The 17,840-nt window shown below is 39.4% G+C and carries 15 protein-coding genes; 5 read left to right on the top strand and 10 right to left on the bottom strand.

Annotation, left to right across the window (positions count from 1 at the left end):
• Positions 1-17: 17 nt before the first annotated feature.
• Positions 18-899 carry an NAD-dependent epimerase/dehydratase family protein gene (locus FC748_RS00460; protein ID WP_108029970.1) on the top strand — a complete coding sequence of 294 codons (882 nt, stop codon included), beginning with the start codon at positions 18-20 and terminating at the stop codon, positions 897-899.
• Positions 900-1,051: 152 nt separating this feature from the next.
• Here the strand turns inward: FC748_RS00460 and FC748_RS00455 are convergent, their stop codons facing one another.
• The 5 genes from FC748_RS00455 to acsA all read right to left on the bottom strand — a co-directional run bounded on the left by FC748_RS00455 (position 1,052) and on the right by acsA (position 7,284).
• Positions 1,052-2,182 carry an acetylornithine transaminase gene (locus tag FC748_RS00455; protein ID WP_024363768.1) on the bottom strand — a complete coding sequence of 377 codons (1,131 nt, stop codon included), beginning with the start codon at positions 2,180-2,182 and terminating at the stop codon, positions 1,052-1,054.
• A 65-nt stretch (positions 2,183-2,247) separates the two neighbouring features.
• Positions 2,248-3,012 (bottom strand): acetylglutamate kinase, encoded by a 765-nt coding sequence (argB, locus tag FC748_RS00450; protein WP_108029971.1) that lies wholly within the window; start codon positions 3,010-3,012, stop codon positions 2,248-2,250.
• Positions 2,975-4,207, bottom strand: coding sequence for a bifunctional glutamate N-acetyltransferase/amino-acid acetyltransferase ArgJ (argJ, locus tag FC748_RS00445; RefSeq protein WP_108029972.1), 1,233 nt, complete (start codon positions 4,205-4,207; stop codon positions 2,975-2,977). Before argJ ends, argB begins: the two co-directional genes overlap by 38 nt.
• A gap of 87 nt (positions 4,208-4,294) precedes the next feature.
• Positions 4,295-5,329, bottom strand: a complete 1,035-nt coding sequence (gene argC, locus FC748_RS00440) for an N-acetyl-gamma-glutamyl-phosphate reductase (RefSeq protein ID WP_167492612.1) — start codon at positions 5,327-5,329, stop codon at positions 4,295-4,297.
• A 233-nt stretch (positions 5,330-5,562) separates the two neighbouring features.
• Positions 5,563-7,284, bottom strand: coding sequence for an acetate--CoA ligase (acsA, locus tag FC748_RS00435; protein ID WP_108030029.1), 1,722 nt, complete (start codon positions 7,282-7,284; stop codon positions 5,563-5,565).
• 527 nt (positions 7,285-7,811) lie between these two features.
• On the opposite strand from acsA, the gene FC748_RS00430 reads away from it, so the two are divergent.
• From FC748_RS00430 to FC748_RS00420, 3 genes are read left to right on the top strand one after another with little or no spacing between them, the layout of a single operon-like run.
• On the top strand, positions 7,812-8,444 hold the full coding sequence (locus FC748_RS00430; RefSeq protein WP_025220327.1) for a GNAT family N-acetyltransferase: 633 nt from the start codon (positions 7,812-7,814) through the stop codon (positions 8,442-8,444).
• A 24-nt stretch (positions 8,445-8,468) separates the two neighbouring features.
• Complete coding sequence (locus FC748_RS00425; RefSeq protein WP_024363762.1) at positions 8,469-9,116, top strand: acetoin utilization AcuB family protein; 648 nt, start codon at positions 8,469-8,471, stop codon at positions 9,114-9,116.
• Entirely contained in the window at positions 9,116-10,276 is a 1,161-nt protein-coding gene (locus tag FC748_RS00420; RefSeq protein ID WP_024363761.1) for an acetoin utilization protein AcuC, read from the top strand. The genes FC748_RS00425 and FC748_RS00420 overlap by 1 nt, the downstream gene beginning before the upstream one ends.
• A gap of 90 nt (positions 10,277-10,366) precedes the next feature.
• Here the strand turns inward: FC748_RS00420 and ccpA are convergent, their stop codons facing one another.
• Positions 10,367-11,371, bottom strand: coding sequence for a catabolite control protein A (gene ccpA, locus FC748_RS00415; protein ID WP_024363760.1), 1,005 nt, complete (start codon positions 11,369-11,371; stop codon positions 10,367-10,369).
• Positions 11,372-11,547: 176 nt separating this feature from the next.
• Positions 11,548-12,633, bottom strand: a complete 1,086-nt coding sequence (locus FC748_RS00410; protein WP_024363759.1) for a bifunctional 3-deoxy-7-phosphoheptulonate synthase/chorismate mutase — start codon at positions 12,631-12,633, stop codon at positions 11,548-11,550.
• Between the two features lie 172 nt (positions 12,634-12,805).
• On the opposite strand from FC748_RS00410, the gene FC748_RS00405 reads away from it, so the two are divergent.
• Entirely contained in the window at positions 12,806-14,962 is a 2,157-nt protein-coding gene (locus FC748_RS00405) for a cell division FtsA domain-containing protein (protein WP_108029974.1), read from the top strand.
• A gap of 219 nt (positions 14,963-15,181) precedes the next feature.
• Here the strand turns inward: FC748_RS00405 and FC748_RS00400 are convergent, their stop codons facing one another.
• The 3 genes from FC748_RS00400 to murC form a co-directional block, all read right to left on the bottom strand.
• Positions 15,182-15,691 (bottom strand): YtxH domain-containing protein, encoded by a 510-nt coding sequence (locus tag FC748_RS00400; RefSeq protein ID WP_024363757.1) that lies wholly within the window; start codon positions 15,689-15,691, stop codon positions 15,182-15,184.
• A 131-nt stretch (positions 15,692-15,822) separates the two neighbouring features.
• Positions 15,823-16,329, bottom strand: coding sequence for a DUF948 domain-containing protein (locus tag FC748_RS00395; RefSeq protein WP_025220330.1), 507 nt, complete (start codon positions 16,327-16,329; stop codon positions 15,823-15,825).
• Between the two features lie 113 nt (positions 16,330-16,442).
• Entirely contained in the window at positions 16,443-17,756 is a 1,314-nt protein-coding gene (murC, locus tag FC748_RS00390) for a UDP-N-acetylmuramate--L-alanine ligase (protein ID WP_024363755.1), read from the bottom strand.
• Between the last annotated feature and the right edge of the window lie 84 nt (positions 17,757-17,840).

Raw genomic sequence — 17,840 nt, 5'->3', positions numbered from 1 at the left:
ACAAAGGGGTAGATAACATGAACATTCTAGTTTTAGGGGGCACACGCTTTTTCGGTAAAAAATTGGTGGAGCTTTGCCTTGAGAATAACCATGACGTTACGATTTTAACTCGCGGTCAAAGTGGCAATCCTTTTGGAGCACAAGTTCAACAGCTTTCGGTTGATCGCAATGATGTTGAAGGATTGACAAAAGCACTCGCTACTACAACATGGGATATCGTCTACGATAATATTTGTTACTCTCCAAATGAAGCCCAGAAAATTGCGCAGATATTACAAAATAAAACTAAAAAGCTCGTCTTTACCTCAACGCTCTCGACGTATGAAGCAGATGGAAAGATGAAATCTGAAACTGATTTTAATCCGTATGACTACGAGATTCGTATGGGCGATAGAGATGATTTCACATACGGTGAAGGCAAACGGCAAGCAGAAGCTGTCCTTTTTAAAGAAGCAACATTTCCAGTTGTCGCTGTACGTTTCCCAATTGTCCTTGGTGAGCATGACTATACTCGTCGGTTACATTTCCATGTTGAGCGCATTTTAAATGGGCAACCAATATCCATGCCAAATATTGAAGCAAAAATGAGTTATATTACCGACGATGAAGCAGCAGCATTTTTATATTTTGCTGGAACTGCACCGATTGAAGGTCCGTATAACGCCACAGCAACAGGTACTATTTCCTTACAGGCATTACTTGCACTTATTGAGCAGGAAACAGGAAAACAAGCCAAAGTATCACTTATTGGCGGTGATGAAACATCACAATCACCTTATGGCATTCCAACACATTGGTATATGTCGAATGCAAAAGCAGAAGCAGCAGGCTTTAAATTCAGCCATTTAAACGATTGGCTTCCGAGTCTTGTTACGACATTAGTGAAACAACTCCAATAAAATATCGCTCCACTTGCTAGTGAATCGCTAGGAAAACTTCCAGAAAACAACCGCCATAGAACGGATAGCAAAGCAAAAAAGTGTTAGATTGATTGCAGTCAACCTAACACTTTTTTCGTTTTATCTATAGTAGTTTACAAGCCAACGATAGATTATCGTAAAATTGTTTTTAAAATTTGTACAGCTTCGTCAATCTCTGCTTTAGTCACTGTAAGCGGTGGTAAAAGTCGAATGACATTTGGGCCTGCGCCTACCAGTAGTAACCCCTTTTCCTCCGCTGCTGTAATATAAGGCGCTACTTCCGCTTCACCGCAACCGATTCCAAGTAATAATCCTTGCCCTTGTACCGTATAACTTGTTGGTAAATTGGCTTGCAATTGCTTCACAAAATATGAAGATAAGTCTTGCACATTTTCTAAAAAACTTGGCTCAAATACATAATCAAGGACCGTTTCCGCAACATGCATTGCTAATGGATTCCCACCAAATGTTGTACCATGCGTCCCAGGACCGAATGTGTCATAGAACTCTGCTGTACCTAACATTCCTCCCACTGGGAATCCTCCGCCTAAGCCTTTTGCTAATGTCACAATATTTGGTTGTAACACGGTTTGCTCATATGCATAGCGCGTCCCTGTTCTTCCAATACCAGTTTGCACCTCATCGACAATTAATAAAACACCTTTGTCTTCGCAAATTTTGGCGATAGCAGCTGCAAATTCAGGCGTTACACTATTAACACCACCCTCACCTTGAATCATCTCCAGCATAATGGCTGCAACTGAATCGTCAACGGTTGCCTCAAGTGCCGCTACATCATTGAATGGAAGTGTTGTAAATTTATCGACAAGTGGTCCAAATCCATTATGTACCTTACCTTGACCAGTTGCTGACATTGCGCCAAACGTGCGACCGTGGAATGATTTTTCAAAAGTAATGATATGATGTTTTCCAGTATGCTTACGTGCTAGTTTGATGGCCGCTTCATTAGCTTCAGCACCACTATTACAGAAAAACGCATACTTCAAATGTGTATCTGCCACTAATTTTTGGGCAACTTTTTCTTGCCCAGGTATATCAAATAAATTCGATATATGCCAAAGTTTTTCACTTTGTTCTTGAATCGCTTTGACAATAGCAGGATGTGCATGCCCAAGACTAACAACAGCAATGCCGCTTGTGAAATCTAAATACTTTTTGCCACTAGCATCTTCCACAACAGTTCCTTGCCCTTTTACGATTTGTGCACGACGTTTGCCATAGTTTCCAAATAAAGCACTCATTCTATCAGCTCCCCAAGTTATTTTTTAGGACGTCATCTCCACAACATGACGTCCATCCCTTCCCCTTACGGCAAAATCGTTGTACCTACTAATGTATCTCCAACAATCTGCACTGATGGAATTCCTGCATTTAGACAATCGAGTGCCCCTTGCACTTTTGGAATCATCCCACCATAAATTTGACCTTCCTCAATCCACTGTGTTATTAATGAAGGCGTTACTTCTGTTTGATAGTCGCCTTGAATACGAATACCGGAGACATCCGTAACAAGAAGTAAACTCTCCGCTCCCACAGCGAGAGCTACTTCACTCGCCACAGTGTCTCCGTTAATATTAAGCGCTTGACCCTCTAGATTCGCCCCAACACACGCGATGACTGGCACAATTCCAGCAGCAATTAATGCTTCTAACAGCGATGTGTTCACGGATTGTATCTCACCTACAAAGCCGTATATGTCCTTGTCTAAAAAGTCTGCTACAAGTAATTGCCCATCAAAACCATTTAAACCGACTGCCGCAATCCCCGCTGTTGTTAACTCGTGTACTAGCGCAGGATTAACATTCCCGATTAATGTAGACTGGACAACATCCATTGCTGCTTCACTCGTTACGCGAATACCATTTAATGTATGAGATTCAATATCTCGTGCAGCTAGCTCCCGATTAATAGCAGGGCCGCCGCCATGTGTAATAATAAGTTCAACGCCACTCTCTTGTAGCTTTTTAAAATTGTCAAAAAAATCGTCATTTAAGCCTTCAAGCGTACTACCACCTAGCTTAATCACCATGCGTTTACGAGCGGTATGATGCATTGATTTGAACATAGTCATACGTTAAGTCACATCCCCAAGCATGCCCTTTGCCTTCACCTATGCCAAGTGACACGTGAATTTTAACTTCATGCATTTTTAAAATTTGGATTAATTCATCTTCTGAAAAGGCAATTGGCTCTCCGTTTTCAACCATTGTTGCGCCACCAATTTGAATGGTAATTTTGTCAGGGTCAACTGTCGCGCCACTATAGCCAACCGCTGCAATAATACGTCCCCAGTTCGCATCGCAACCAAATACAGCTGTTTTGACAAGTGGCGACCCAACTACTGTTTTCGCGATTTTACGTGCCTCGTCATCTGAAATAGCACCTTCTACTTCCACCTCAATTAGTTTCGTTGCACCTTCTCCATCTTTTGCAATCATTTTGGCTAAGTCTTGTGCCACGGTTTTTAAGGTATAGTAGAAGTTATGCCAATCAGGGTGTGCTGATGTTAAAGAATTATTGCCAGCTACACCGTTTGCCATCACGACGACCGTATCATTTGTCGATGTATCGCCATCCACTGTGATGGCATTAAATGTTAGGTTCGTAATATCTGATAAAGCTGCTTGTAATACATGCGATTCAATATTCGCATCTGTTGTAATAAAACCTAGCATTGTTGCCATATTAGGTTCAATCATTCCCGAACCTTTCGCTACACCTGCAATAATAATCTCTTTGCCATCAATGATTGTGCTATAGCTTGTATTTTTCATAACAGTATCAGTTGTCATAATGGCCTGTGCAAAATCAATTGCACTCTCTAAGCAATCTTTTGGTTGTAGTTGCGATATACCGCTAGCTACTGGCTCCATATTCATAATTTCACCAATTACACCCGTTGAGCACACACCAACTAAATTTGCTGCAATCCCTAACTTTTCAGCTGTTAAAGCTTGCATTGTTTGCGCATCCTTTACACCTTGCTTACCTGTACAAGCATTCGCATTACCGGAGTTGACAATCATTGCCTGCATTTTTTTTGCTGTGTAAACAACTTCTTTCGTTACTTTTAATGGTGCTGCCTGAACCGCATTTGTAGTAAATACGCCAGCTACACTTGCTGGTACGTCACTAACTAAAATAGCTAAATCTTTTTTCTTATGCTTTAATCCACAATGTAACCCCGCTGCTTTAAACCCTTTGGGCGATACGATGTTTTTACTTGATAATTTTTTCATAACGTTTGTTGACGCTGTTAATGTCATAAACTAATTCCTCCTTAGTTTCAAGAGTGACTGGTGACTGGCACCAAAACAATTCTAAATATTCAAAATCGTTTAGGTGACTGGCACTTAAATGAACAATGGCACAACATCTAGGCCTGTTGTTTGTGGTAAATCCAATTGTACATTCATATTTTGAATCGCTTGCCCAGCAGCACCTTTAACTAAATTATCAATAACTGCAACAATGGTTGCTCGATTTGTACGGCTATCAACTTTTACGAAAATATCACAATAGTTAGAGCCCTTCACACGATTTGTAGTAAGGCTATTAATATCTGTTATCACTCGGACAAATGGATGTTTTTCATATGTTGTTTGTAGGCAAGTCACTAATTGTTCCTCAGTAATGCCAGGCATTACGGGTGCATACGCTGTCGATAAAATACCTCGTGTCATTGGAACTAAATGTGTATTAAAAGTAATGGTCGTCTCCACATTGGCAAACATTGAAATGGCTTGCTCAATTTCTGGAATATGTTGATGTGTATTTGTTTTATAAATGGAGAAGCTTTCGTTCACTTCACTAAAGTGCGTTGTTTGCGATGGTTTATTGCCAGCACCAGAAATACCACTTTTCGCATCAATAACGAGATAATTCGGGTCGATCAATTGCGCTTTTAATAAAGGTAATAACGACAGCAGAACAGCTGTTGGATAGCATCCTGGATTCGCAATAAGAGAGGCATTTTTGACATTATGCGCATTCCACTCTGTTAAGCCATAAACACTTTGCTCAATAATTTCTAGTGGTGCTGCCTTTTTCCCGTACCATTGTTCATAGCTTGCTGGATTCTTTAAACGAAAATCACCTGATAAATCAATTAACTTCGGACCTTTTCCAACTAAAGGTGGTAATAACTCATTTGTCACACCCGAAGGCGTACTTGCAAATACGACATCCAATTTCGATAATGCTTCATAATCTATTTTTTGCAATGGCGAATCTATAATTGTTACTAAATGTCCGAACTTCGAAGAAAAAACGACACCTTCTTCAGAAGATGTAAATAAATCTATCTGTTCAACCACTGGATGATTATGTAAAAAACGAATTAATTCTAACCCTCCATAACCTGTTGCACCAACAATTCCTACTTTCATTCTACTCACCTCTAAAATAAGTTAAAAATAGTATACGTCTGCATAAATATTAAGTCAACTGAATTTTTATTTAATCCTAGTATTTTCTTAATCTTCTGTTATAAATTTCAGGAATACAGATTGGCTACGATAAATTCAGAAAAAAGAAGGTAGGAACTCTTTCATAGTCGAATGAATTCCTACCCTCTATATGTTTTCTAATTGAATAAAAATAAATTGCCTATTGCCCCTTCTTAATCTTCCATCGTCGAAAGATCACCAGTTGGTAAATTTAACTCCCATGCCTTCAACACACGTCGCATAATTTTACCACTTCTTGTTTTCGGTAGCTTTTCCTTAAACTCAATTTCACGCGGGGCCGCATGAGCTGATAATCCCCTTTTGACAAACTCGCGAATATTCTCAATTAAAGCATCAGATGGTTCAACACCTTCACGCAAAGATACAAATGCCTTAATAATTTCTCCACGAACAGGGTCTGGTTTTCCAATTACACCTGCTTCAATGACATCTGGATGTTCTAGTAGCTTGCTTTCTACTTCGAATGGTCCTACACGTTCTCCAGCTGTCATAATGACATCGTCTACTCGACCTTGGAACCAAAAATACCCCTCATCATCCATATAAGCTGAATCGCCCGACACATACCATTCACCTTTTAGGAAGTATGATTCGTATCGCTCAGGATTACCCCAAATTTGACGCATCATCGCAGGCCAACCTCGACGTACCGCTAAATTCCCCATAGTAAATGGTGGTACTTCATTTCCCGCATCATCTACAATTGTCGCATAAACGCCAGGCAATGGTTTGCCCATTGAACCCGGTTTAATATCCATACTTGGATAGTTACAAATCATATGCGCGCCGGTTTCTGTCATCCACCACGTATCGTGAATACGATGCCCTAATTCGTCACATCCCCAACGTATCACTTCAGGGTTAAGGGGTTCTCCAACAGACAATACATGGCGTAATGATGATAAATCATAATTTTCTAACATTCCACTACCAGCTCCCATTAACATACGGAAAGCTGTTGGCGCACTATACCAAACTGTAACACTATAATCCTCGATTGCTTGATACCATGCTTGTGGTGAGAATCGACCACCAACAATCAGCATAGTCACCCCATTTAACCATGGACCAAAAATGCCATAAGATGTCCCCGTTACCCAACCTGGATCTGCTGTACACCAATAAATATCATTGTCGCCTAAATCTAGTACCCATTGTGTAGATTGATAGTGCTGAATCATTGCATTATGCACGTGTAACACACCTTTTGGTGCACCTGTCGAGCCAGAAGTATAATGTAAAATCATACCGTCTTCACGGTCCATCCACTCAATATCAAATGTAGCAGCGGCCTCTTTCATACGCTTATTAAAATCTAAAATTTGCGGTGTTTCTTCTATATCAGACCCTATTAAAAATACATGTTGCAAGTTAGGCAGTTTATCTAACGGTACTCGACCCAGTAACTCAGGCGTTGTAACTAACACTTTTGCATCGCTATCTGAAAGACGGTCATATACCGCTCCTTCCATGAATGCTTCGAATAGAGGCCCTACAATAACCCCCATTTTTAATGCGCCTAATAAAGAAAAATAAAGCTCTGGTGAACGCGGCATAAAAATAAATAAGCGATCGCCTTTTTTTAAGTTTGTCGCTGATTTAAAAACATTGGCAGCCTTGTTTGTCAGCCTTTTCATTTCATTAAAAGAATAGGCTTCTTTGCGTTTTCCATCCGTGTAATACAGTGCAATTTTATTTTTTCTAGCCGTTTCTGTATGGCGATCAATAGCCTCATAAGCCATGTTTACTAATCCTGTTTTATGCCAACTAAATGCCTTTTCAGTTTCTGCCCAATTATGATTCGCTGCTGCCTCCTCATAATTTGGCAAATGATAGTGCCCTGGTATTGCCTTCAATTTCTCCATTGTTTTCATCCCCATGAAATTACCCCTTCCTTTTTTGCTTTAGTCCATTCGTAAGCAAATTTCAAATCGTACTCACGATACCCCTAGCAATTAGGCCTTGACGTACGCGTAGCTGCCTGTCACATCGTTTGCATTTTGCTTGCGTGCAATATAATTTCCCTTGAAGCCTCTTATAAAGGATAAAAAGAGAACCTCCATCCCCATATGGAAAATTAAATTTAATAATGGCAATTGAAACAATTTCGCCATATAAAACAGCTACTGAATGCTATTAAAATTCGCTACTTTCTCCAAAGACAAATACGTTATGTAGCAATTGTTATAGAACAGTTTATGCGCTATAAATATGAACAATGCTTACAATACAACATTCATCTGTTAAATAACAGTTGCAATATACATCTATTTTACACGAATTTTTCAAGAATGTCTCAATATTTTTATTTTTCCGAAAATGTAGTTATATTTCGCAAATTTAAGCGTTTTTCGGCTTTAAATCAGCTATAATGGAATTATTAAACTCAGGTGGTGTAATTATGGAACATAAAAAGACTTTTTTTTCTGTTACAAAGGAGACAAAGCATGGTACTGTTTATGTGGAAGGGCCTGTTCCTCCAGAAAAATTAGCTACGTATACATTCCACGAGGGATTAGTTGCCTTTAGACCTCCTAAACAACAACAGCAAGCCATTATAGAAATCGCAGGGCTTCCTGAAGGTCGCATTATTATCATTCGAAAAGACAACATTATTGTAGGCTACGTCACCTATTTATATCCCGATCCGCTTGAACGTTGGGCAGAGGACCGCATTGATAATATGATTGAGTTAGGAGCCATTGAGGTAATTCCTGACTATCGTGGGACTGGGGCTGGTAAAGCCTTGCTTTCGGTGTCCTTTATGGGGGATGAGATGGAGGATTACCTTGTTATTACAACTGAATATTATTGGCATTGGGACTTAAAAGGGACTGGGTTAAATGTATGGGATTACCGCAAAATGATGGAACGAATGATGAGCTCGGCTGGTTTCGAATATTTTGCTACAGATGATCCTGAAATTACATCGCATCCAGCTAACTGCCTAATGGCTCGGGAAGGCAAACGAGTGCCTCCTGAAACGATGGAAAGATTCGATAGGCTCCGTTTTAGAAATCGCTTCATGTATTAAAACCAACACAAAGGGGATGAGTATATGATTGTAGAAGAAATTATGAATGATGAGCCTTATACACTGGCTCCTACAAATACTGTGTTAGAAGCGCTGAAATTGATGCGTGAGAAGAAGGTGCGTCATTTACCTGTTATAGACAATGAACACCACGTTCTCGGTGTAATTACAGAGCGAGATATTAAAGAAGCACTGCCTTCGCCATTGAAGGATGAGCCGAATTCTCCTGTCTTTAGTGCCAAGGTAGAAGATATTATGATAAAAAATCCACTTGTCGGTCATCCTCTTGATTTTGTAGAGGAAGTTGCACTCACTTTTTATGAAACGAAGATCGGTTGTTTACCAATTGTCTCTGGGGGAAAACTTGTCGGTATCGTCACTACAACCGATTTGCTCTACACATATATTGAGTTAACCGGTGCAACTGAACCCGGCTCTAAAATTGAAATACGCGTGTGTGATACACCGGGCGTGTTATTTGAAATTACAAAGATTTTTAATCTGCATCATGCAAATGTCCAAAGCGTCTTAGTATATCCTGATTCTGAAAATACACAAAATAAAATTTTAAGCGTCCGAGTAAAAACACTAAACCCACTTGCTATCATTGAGAATCTTCGCAAAGAAGGTTTCGACGTGTTATGGCCTAATCTACCAGGTGTTTCATTATAATGAAAAAGGCTGTCTTTGTTTATTCGCCAGAACAACTCGGATATAAATTTTCAGATACACATCCTTTCAATCACAAACGCTTGACGCTAACGATGGATTTACTAAAAAATATAGGGGCGCTCGATGATGTTGATATCGTTCCTGCACGAATTGCAACAGAAGAAGAACTCTTGCTCGCACATGATCCAAAATACATTGAAATTGTAAAAAATGCAGGGCATGGTAAACTCAGCGAGGCACAATGTGCAAGCTATGGTATAGGCACGGAGGATACACCTATCTTTAAAAATATGCATGAAGCAAGTGCCCAACTTGTAGGTGGCACATTAACTGCTGTCGATTATGTGATGGAAGGAAAAGCCGAACATGCGCTAAATCTGGGCGGTGGGCTACATCATGGTTTCCGTGGGCGCGCTTCAGGTTTTTGTATTTATAATGATAGTACTGTAGCTATACGTTATTTACAGGACAAATACAAAGCGCGGGTGCTATATGTTGATACGGATGCCCATCATGGTGATGGCGTACAATGGAGTTTCTATGATGACCCCGATGTTTGTACATTATCGATTCATGAAACAGGTCGCTACTTATTCCCTGGAACAGGTAATATAACTGAACGAGGCAATGGGCAAGGCTATGGAACTTCATTTAACTTTCCAATCGATGCATTTACCGAGGATGATAGTTTCTTAGACATATATGAACAGGCAATGCGCGAAGTCTTTGAATTTTTCAAACCCGATGTTGTATTAACGCAAAACGGTGCAGATGCACATTATTTTGACCCATTAACACATTTATACGGTACAATGAATATTTATAAGGAAATTCCTAAGTTAGCGCACAAGCTAGCGCACGAATATTGTGATGGCAAATGGATTGCGGTTGGTGGTGGAGGCTACGATATTTGGCGGGTTGTGCCACGCGCATGGTCGATGCTATGGTTAGAAATGACCGATCAAGAAAAACCATCAGGTCCCTTACCACAAGCATGGTTAGAGCGCTGGCAACCAGAGGCACCCGTGCCGTTTATTCCTACATGGGAGGACCCAAATCCTCTTTATGAGCCCATTCCACGAAAGGCAGAAATTGAAGAAAAAAACGCGCAAATGTTAGAAAAAGCGCTACATATTATTCGCACTGAAAAGCGCAGTTAAGCCGCGGTGCCAGTCACCCAAACAATTCTCAAACAATTCACTTCAATAAAAAAACACGCAAATCTTACTATTAGATTTACGTGTTTTTTGTTATTTGCTTTTAACAGATTGTCGCTGTTCAATGCGGTGTGGTAAAATAACCGCTTCGTCCTCAACAGGCTCTTTATTCATAAGTTTAGTCAATAAACGCATCGCAACAGCTCCGATATCATATAGCGGTAGTGCTACACTTGTAAGCTGAGGGCGCACCATACGAGCTAACTTAGAATTTTCAAAACTGATAACTTCGATATCCTCTGGCACATTTTTCCCAGCATCCTGCGCACCATGAATCAATCCGATAGCGAGTTCATCGCTTCCTGCAAAATAAGCAGTTGGAGGATTTTCTAGAGCAGATAACGTTTCCCATGCCTCTAAGCCCATATCATAGCTAGATTCCTCTGCAGCAATTAGTGATTCATCTATACTTAAGCCTGCATCTTGCAATGCTTTTTTATAAGCTTCAAGCTTGAATTTGCCATTAATTGTATAAGTAAGTGGGCCTGTTACAAAGCCAATTCGTTTATGTCCATTTTGAATCAATAACGAAATCGCTTCATACGCTGCCTGGAAATAATCAATATTCACAGTGGCAATTGTTTGTGATTCATCTACAGAACCTGCAAGAACAATCGGAACTGGCGAATGATCCATCGATTGTTGCATTTTCTCTGTTACTTCATCACTCATCATAACAATACCGTCCACCTGTTTGCCTAGCATTGTATCTAGCAGCTGTAGCTCTTTATCTTCATGTTGGTCTGAGTTGGCAAGAATAATGTTGTAGCGATACATTGTCGCAATATCCTCCACACCACGTGCCAGCTCCGCATAAACGTTATTTGCAATATCTGGGATAATCACGCCAACTGTTGTTGTTTTCTTACTCGCTAGCCCTCGCGCTACTGCGTTCGGACGATATTCTAATCGTTCAATTACTTCTAATACTTTTTTTCGTGTTGCTGGTTTTACATTTTGGTTACCATTAACTACACGAGAAACGGTTGCCATCGAAACATTTGCTTCTCGTGCAACATCATAAATTGTAACAGTCATCGTACGTGCCTCCCTTTTTCCTTTTATAGCCTTATCATACGATAATTTTCGCATCATTTTCAAGAAGAAGTACGTACATGAACAGAAATACCAAGTACAAATAGTACTGTTCTAGACATTAAATTGTCACGATATAATAAACACCGCCTGCTTAATGCGCAAGCGGTGTGAAATCATTATGCATGAATTTCATGATTCTTCATGAATTTTTGTAGCGTTTCGTAGAATGCATCGAATGTTGGAATATCCATTTGTTGTTGTGAATCAGAAAGTGCTACAGATGGATCTGGATGCACCTCTGCCATTACACCATCTGCTCCAATGGCAATTGCTGCTTTCGCACATGGTAATAATAAGTCACGTCGACCAGTTGAATGTGTTACATCGACGAATACTGGTAAATGTGTTTCTTGTTTTAAAATTGGTACTGCTGAAATATCTAATGTGTTACGTGTTGCTTTTTCGTACGTACGAATACCACGTTCACAAAGGATGATGTTCTCATTTCCTTTAGACATAATGTATTCTGCTGCATGAATGAACTCGTCAATCGTTGCTGCTAAACCACGTTTTAATAGTACTGGTTTATTTGTAGCACCCGCTGCTTTTAATAATTCGAAGTTTTGCATATTACGTGCACCAATTTGGATTACATCAATGTAATCAAGTGCTTCTTCTAAATGACCTGGTGTCACAATTTCTGTAATAACACCTAAACCATATTCTTCAGATACTCGCTTTAAAATTTTAAGCCCTTCTAATCCAAGACCTTGGAAGTCATATGGAGAAGTACGAGGTTTGTATGCTCCACCACGGATTAACTTTTCACCTTTAGCTTTAATAGATGCCGCAACGGCTGCTACTTGCTCATATGATTCAACAGCACATGGCCCAAATACAAAAGATGGTTTTCCTTGGCCGATTAGTTCACCATTAACATTAATGACAGTATCTTCTGATTTTTTCTTGCGTGATACAAGTAATTCTTTCTTTTTATCCGCTTCAAGTTGTTTTAAAGCTGTTTTAAAGATTTGTTTAAAAATATAATCTACCGTCATTTGGTTTAATGGACCGTGATTGTGCTCTTTAATAAGATCAAGCATATGTCGTTCGCGCAATGGATCATAGCGGTTAACACCTTGTTTTTCTTTAATTTTACCGATTTCATCTACTACAGCTGCACGTTCGTTAATTAGACGAAGAATTTCTAAGTTTAATCCATCAATCTGACTACGTAAGCTTTCTAAATCCTTTTGGCTCATACTTCTTGCTCCTCTCCCTATGACAGACACTTTCAGAACTCTGAAATGTATGTTACATTTTTAGATATTAGCATCATTATAATCAAAGTTGTTCAGAATGTCACGCATTTTTAATTTAGCGCTTCAACTCGCTAAATTATTTTGAGATATTTCGAGGAAGGAAGCGATTACATTGAGTTCAAAATTATTTGCGCTTGATATCGGTACACGTTCTGTTGTTGGCATTATTTTAGAAGAAGATAATGATCATTTTCATGTACAAGATATTTTAGTAAAAGAGCATAAAGAACGGGCCATGGTAGATGGTCAAATACATAATGTCATGTACGTGGCAGAGTTAATTAATGAGATAAAACAAGAGCTCGAAGAAAAGCACGGACCTTTATCAAAAGTAAGCGTTGCTGCTGCAGGTCGTTCATTAAAAACCGAGCAGGCAAGTGTGACCATTAATATTCGTAACCGTCCTATCTTTACTGAAGAAGATATTAGTCGCTTAGAATTACAGGCCGTTCAACAAGCCCAGCAACAGCTCCTACAACATAAAGAGGATACGAAAACGAGTCACTATTATTGCGTTGGTTATTCAGTCCTTTATTATCGTCTAGATGGTGAAGAAATTGGTAGCCTTCTTGATCAGCAAGGTGACGAGGCACAAATCGAAGTGATTGCCACTTTCCTTCCTCGTGTTGTAGTGGAATCACTGATTGCCGCATTAAAACGGGCAAATTTAGAGATGGATGCACTAACATTAGAGCCCATTGCTGCCATTAATGTGCTCATTCCACCTACGATGCGCCGTTTAAATGTTGCACTTGTCGATATTGGCGCCGGTACTTCAGATATCGCCATAACCGATAAAAGTACAGTTGTTGCCTATGGTATGGTGCCGACAGCAGGAGATGAAATAACCGAAGCACTTAGTGACCATTATTTGCTTGATTTTCCTGTTGCCGAGGAGGCAAAGCGCCAACTGCATTGTTCAGAGGAGATTTTAATTCAAGATATTTTAGGATTCGATCAATATTATCCTAAAGAAGAAGTGCTTTCTGCAATTGAACCAGCTGTTAAACAACTCGCCAAGGCGATTGGAGAAGAAATATTACGTCTTAATAATCGAACTGCTCCTAAAGCCGTAATGCTCGTTGGTGGAGGTAGTTTAACACCTAACCTTACAACTGAAATCGGTCTAGTACTTGATTTACCAGCAAATCGTATTGCCGTTCGCGGTGTCGATGCCATTCAAAATTTAACAAAGGAAGCGCACATTAAAGCATCCCCTGAATTAGTAACACCTATCGGCATAGCTATTGCTGCAAAGAAAATGCCGATTCAATATATGAGTTTAACGGTAAATGAACAAATTGTACGCCTGTTTGAATTAAAAGAAATGACTGTTGGCGATGCCTTTTTAGCTGCCAATATTCGTGCTAAACAATTATATGGCAAGCCAGGTCATGGTTTATCCATTAGTGTGAACGGACAAGATATTTTTATACCTGGTGGCCACGGTCAACCAGCACAAATTTTAGTGAATGGACAACAATCCTCTACAAAAACAATTATTAAAACGGGGGATGCCATTCAGCTAATAGAAGGACAAGATGGTCTTCCAGCTACTGCTACAATAAGAGATATAGTGGATCAAGCAGTCATTAAAACGATTACAATTCAAGAAACAAAATATGTCATTGAACCTAAAATTACGGTTAACGGTTCATCCGTTTCAATGGATGCTCTCGTAAACGATCGTGATATTATCGCATATGAAATAGCGGAAACAGTAGAAGACGTTTTTACATCGACGAACAATACCAATTTACTGAAACAATTTGAATCATATGTTATTTACGTCGATGGCAAGCCATTATATTTACCAGCGTTTTCTGCGAATTTACTAATTAACGGAAAACCAGGAAAGCTGTCTTATGCTGTTCAACATAACGATATTATTACTTTTTCCCAACCATCGTTACCAACTGTACAACGAATCGCTGATCATATGAATGTGTTGTTGGAGGACAAAATCATTGTCCATTTTCAACAGGAACTGTTAGAGTTGAAAAAAACGACGAATGAAGTGCTTGTTAATCAAGCTGTTGTTTCACCGCTCTCTACGGTTCCTAATGGAGCGACGGTTAGCATTCAAGAGAAAGATCGAAGTCCTTGGATTTATCAGGATGTGTTCCGTTTCTCGAATTGGCAGCTCCCTACAACATTTAAAGGCAACTTTACGATTTTACGTAACGGACAGCCCGCAACCTTTGATACAGAAATTTTCGGTGGCGATCAATTAGAAATTGTACTCGAAGAAGCACCTTTATCATTGTAAAAAAGTAGGTGCAAAAAGAAAAAGTGTTAGATTGACTGTAATCAATCTAACACTTTTGTTGTTGATGTTAGGCTACGGCGAGGGCTTCCTGCGCGGTTTGTGCCATCTTATATGCGTGCTTTACGGTACATTCCACATGCTCACAGGAGTCATCACCACCGTTTTCATCAACTAGTACTAGTGTAGTGTTCTATAGGAAATCCTAAATTCCCCTTTAGTTTACGCTCGAACCTCTTGTGCTTTCTCTTGCTTTTCAACAGTTTGTTCAGTTGCTTCTACTACGTCCTCTTGTTTTACTTCACCACCATCGATAAATTCATCAAGTGGCTCTTCCCCTTCAAAAGAAACCGTTCCATCATCAAAAACAGTTGGTGCTTTTGCAGACTTAAGCGTTTTAACTTTCTCTACCAATTGTGAAGATTGCTCTTGAATTTGTTTTGATAGTTGCACTGTTTTATCCTTCGCTGTTGACGAGAAGTCTGCACTTTTATCTTTTAAATTAACGGCTTGCACTGCCACATCACTACGTAAATCTTTCCCTGATTTTGGAGCTAATAATAACCCTGCTGCTGCCCCCACTATACCTCCAACTAAAGCGCCAATGACGAAATCTTTCATGTTTACACGCTCCTCTTCATAGATCGATTCCTGCGAATTATAAAGCTGTGGTAATGTACTTTCAAGTTGTTGTTCTTTCACTTCGTTAAAGTTTGGCTTTTGTGTAGTCATGGACAATTCCTCCCATTTTATAATCTAATGCGCCTAGACGTCTGTATTACTACTTGCGAGCAACACATGAAAATCGCCTAAGGCTTTATTTATATTCAGCAGGTGTCAATAAAGCACCTGCTCAATAATAATTATTTTTTGCGACCCCATTTTCTTTTCGGCTTGTCCGATTGAACTTGTTCAAAATTATATACGTCCTCAGGCATTATTTCTGGTGCCTGCTCAATAATTTTACGCTTCTTCCATTTATCTGCAATGCCCATTGCAACATTACTCCACTGTACAACTTGCGCAATTTTTTCTTCGTTCTGTTCAACGCTTTTAGAAATAGATGATGTAATTTGCTGTACGGATGCATTTAAACCATTTACAGACTCACCCATACCTTTCACTGCATGAACAACAGAATTTAACTGCTCCGATTTTTGTTGAATATCTTCGGCTAAGCTATTTGTTTTAATTAACAAAGAAGTCGTTTCACGTGTAATGCCTTCCATTTGTTTCTCAATGCCTGATAATGTGCCTGATAAACTGCTAAGAATGGATTTGAGCGAAAATAACGTCATACCGACGCTGACACACAAAAATAAAAAACCGATTGCTGCAATAATTGCTGCGATATACAAAATGACTTCCATAAAATAGACCTCCTGCTAGTAAGAATTCTCTCTATACTATTACTTACCTTATCTTCGACAAATAAAACTTAAATCCTTCTCAAATTTTAGAAAAACAGCTTATTCCTTACGGATTAAGCTGTTTCGTTGTTTTTTAGTACATCTTCAAAGGCATCTTGGAACTTATGAACATCGCCTGCGCCCATAAATAAAAACACTGCGCCTTTATGCTTTGTTAAAACATCAATACCTTCTGTAGTAATTACAGCACTTCCTTCAATAAGAGAGGCTAAATCTTGAATCGACAGTGCACCTTGCGTTTCCCTTGCTGAACCAAAAATATCGCAAAGGTATGCTGCATCTGCCAAACTAAGGCTATCAGCAAAGTCCTGTAAAAATGCTTGCGTACGTGTGAATGTGTGTGGCTGGAATATAGCTACCAATTCACGTTCTGGATATTTTTGTCTAGCCGATTGAATCGTTGCACGTATTTCTGTTGGGTGATGTGCGTAATCATCAATTAACACATGATCCCCGATTTTCGATTCCGTAAAACGTCTTTTTACACCTTTATATGTGTTTAAACGTTCTTGAATAATTTCTGATGAAATACCCTCGTATTGGCAAAGTGTAATAACAGCTAATGTATTCAACACTGCATGGTCGCCAAATAGTGGAATAAAGAAAGTGCTATAAAATTCATTGCGAACAAATACATCAAATGTTGTGCCTTCTGTTGTTTTTTCAACATTACGTGCTTCGAAGTCATTTTCAGCTCCGAACCCATAATAAACAACAGGCACTTTCGCTTGAATACGTTGCAAATGCTCATCATCACCACAAGCAATAATTGCTTTTTTCACTTGTAAGGCAAGTGATTGAAAGGCTGCATATACATCTTCAATGTTCGCGAAGTAATCCGGATGGTCAAAGTCAATATTCGTCATTACTGCATAATCAGGATTATAGGCTAAAAAGTGTCGACGATACTCACATGCTTCCATCACAAAGAAGTTTGCATTTTCATGTCCTGCACCAGTACCATCACCAATTAAATACGATGTTGGTTTATATCCGCCAACAACATGCGCCATTAAGCCCGTTGTAGAGGTTTTGCCATGCGCACCTGTAATGGCAATGGATGTGTAATTGCCAATATACTCACCAAGAAATTTGTGATAACGAATAATTTCCACACCGATTTCACGTGCTCGCACTAACTCAGGATGGTCATCAGGAAAAGCATTCCCTGCGATTATTGTCATACCTTCTTTAATATTATCCGCATTAAAAGTAAAAATTGGAATATTTCGTTCACGTAACGGTTGTTCCGTAAAGAAATACTTATCAATATCTGAGCCCTGTACTTGTTCACCAGCATCAAATAAGATTTGTGCAAGCGAACTCATGCCAGAACCTTTAATGCCTGTGAAATGAAAAACTGTCATTAATTAAACCCCCCGGGAAATACAATATCCCATCTATCATCTATTAGGTGTATCGTATTTTGTACTAGGTATTAATACCTTTAC

The organism is Lysinibacillus sphaericus, assembly GCF_005217585.1.
GTDB classification, from domain to species: domain Bacteria; phylum Bacillota; class Bacilli; order Bacillales_A; family Planococcaceae; genus Lysinibacillus; species Lysinibacillus sphaericus.
This window is presented reverse-complemented; position numbering and strand designations above follow the sequence as displayed.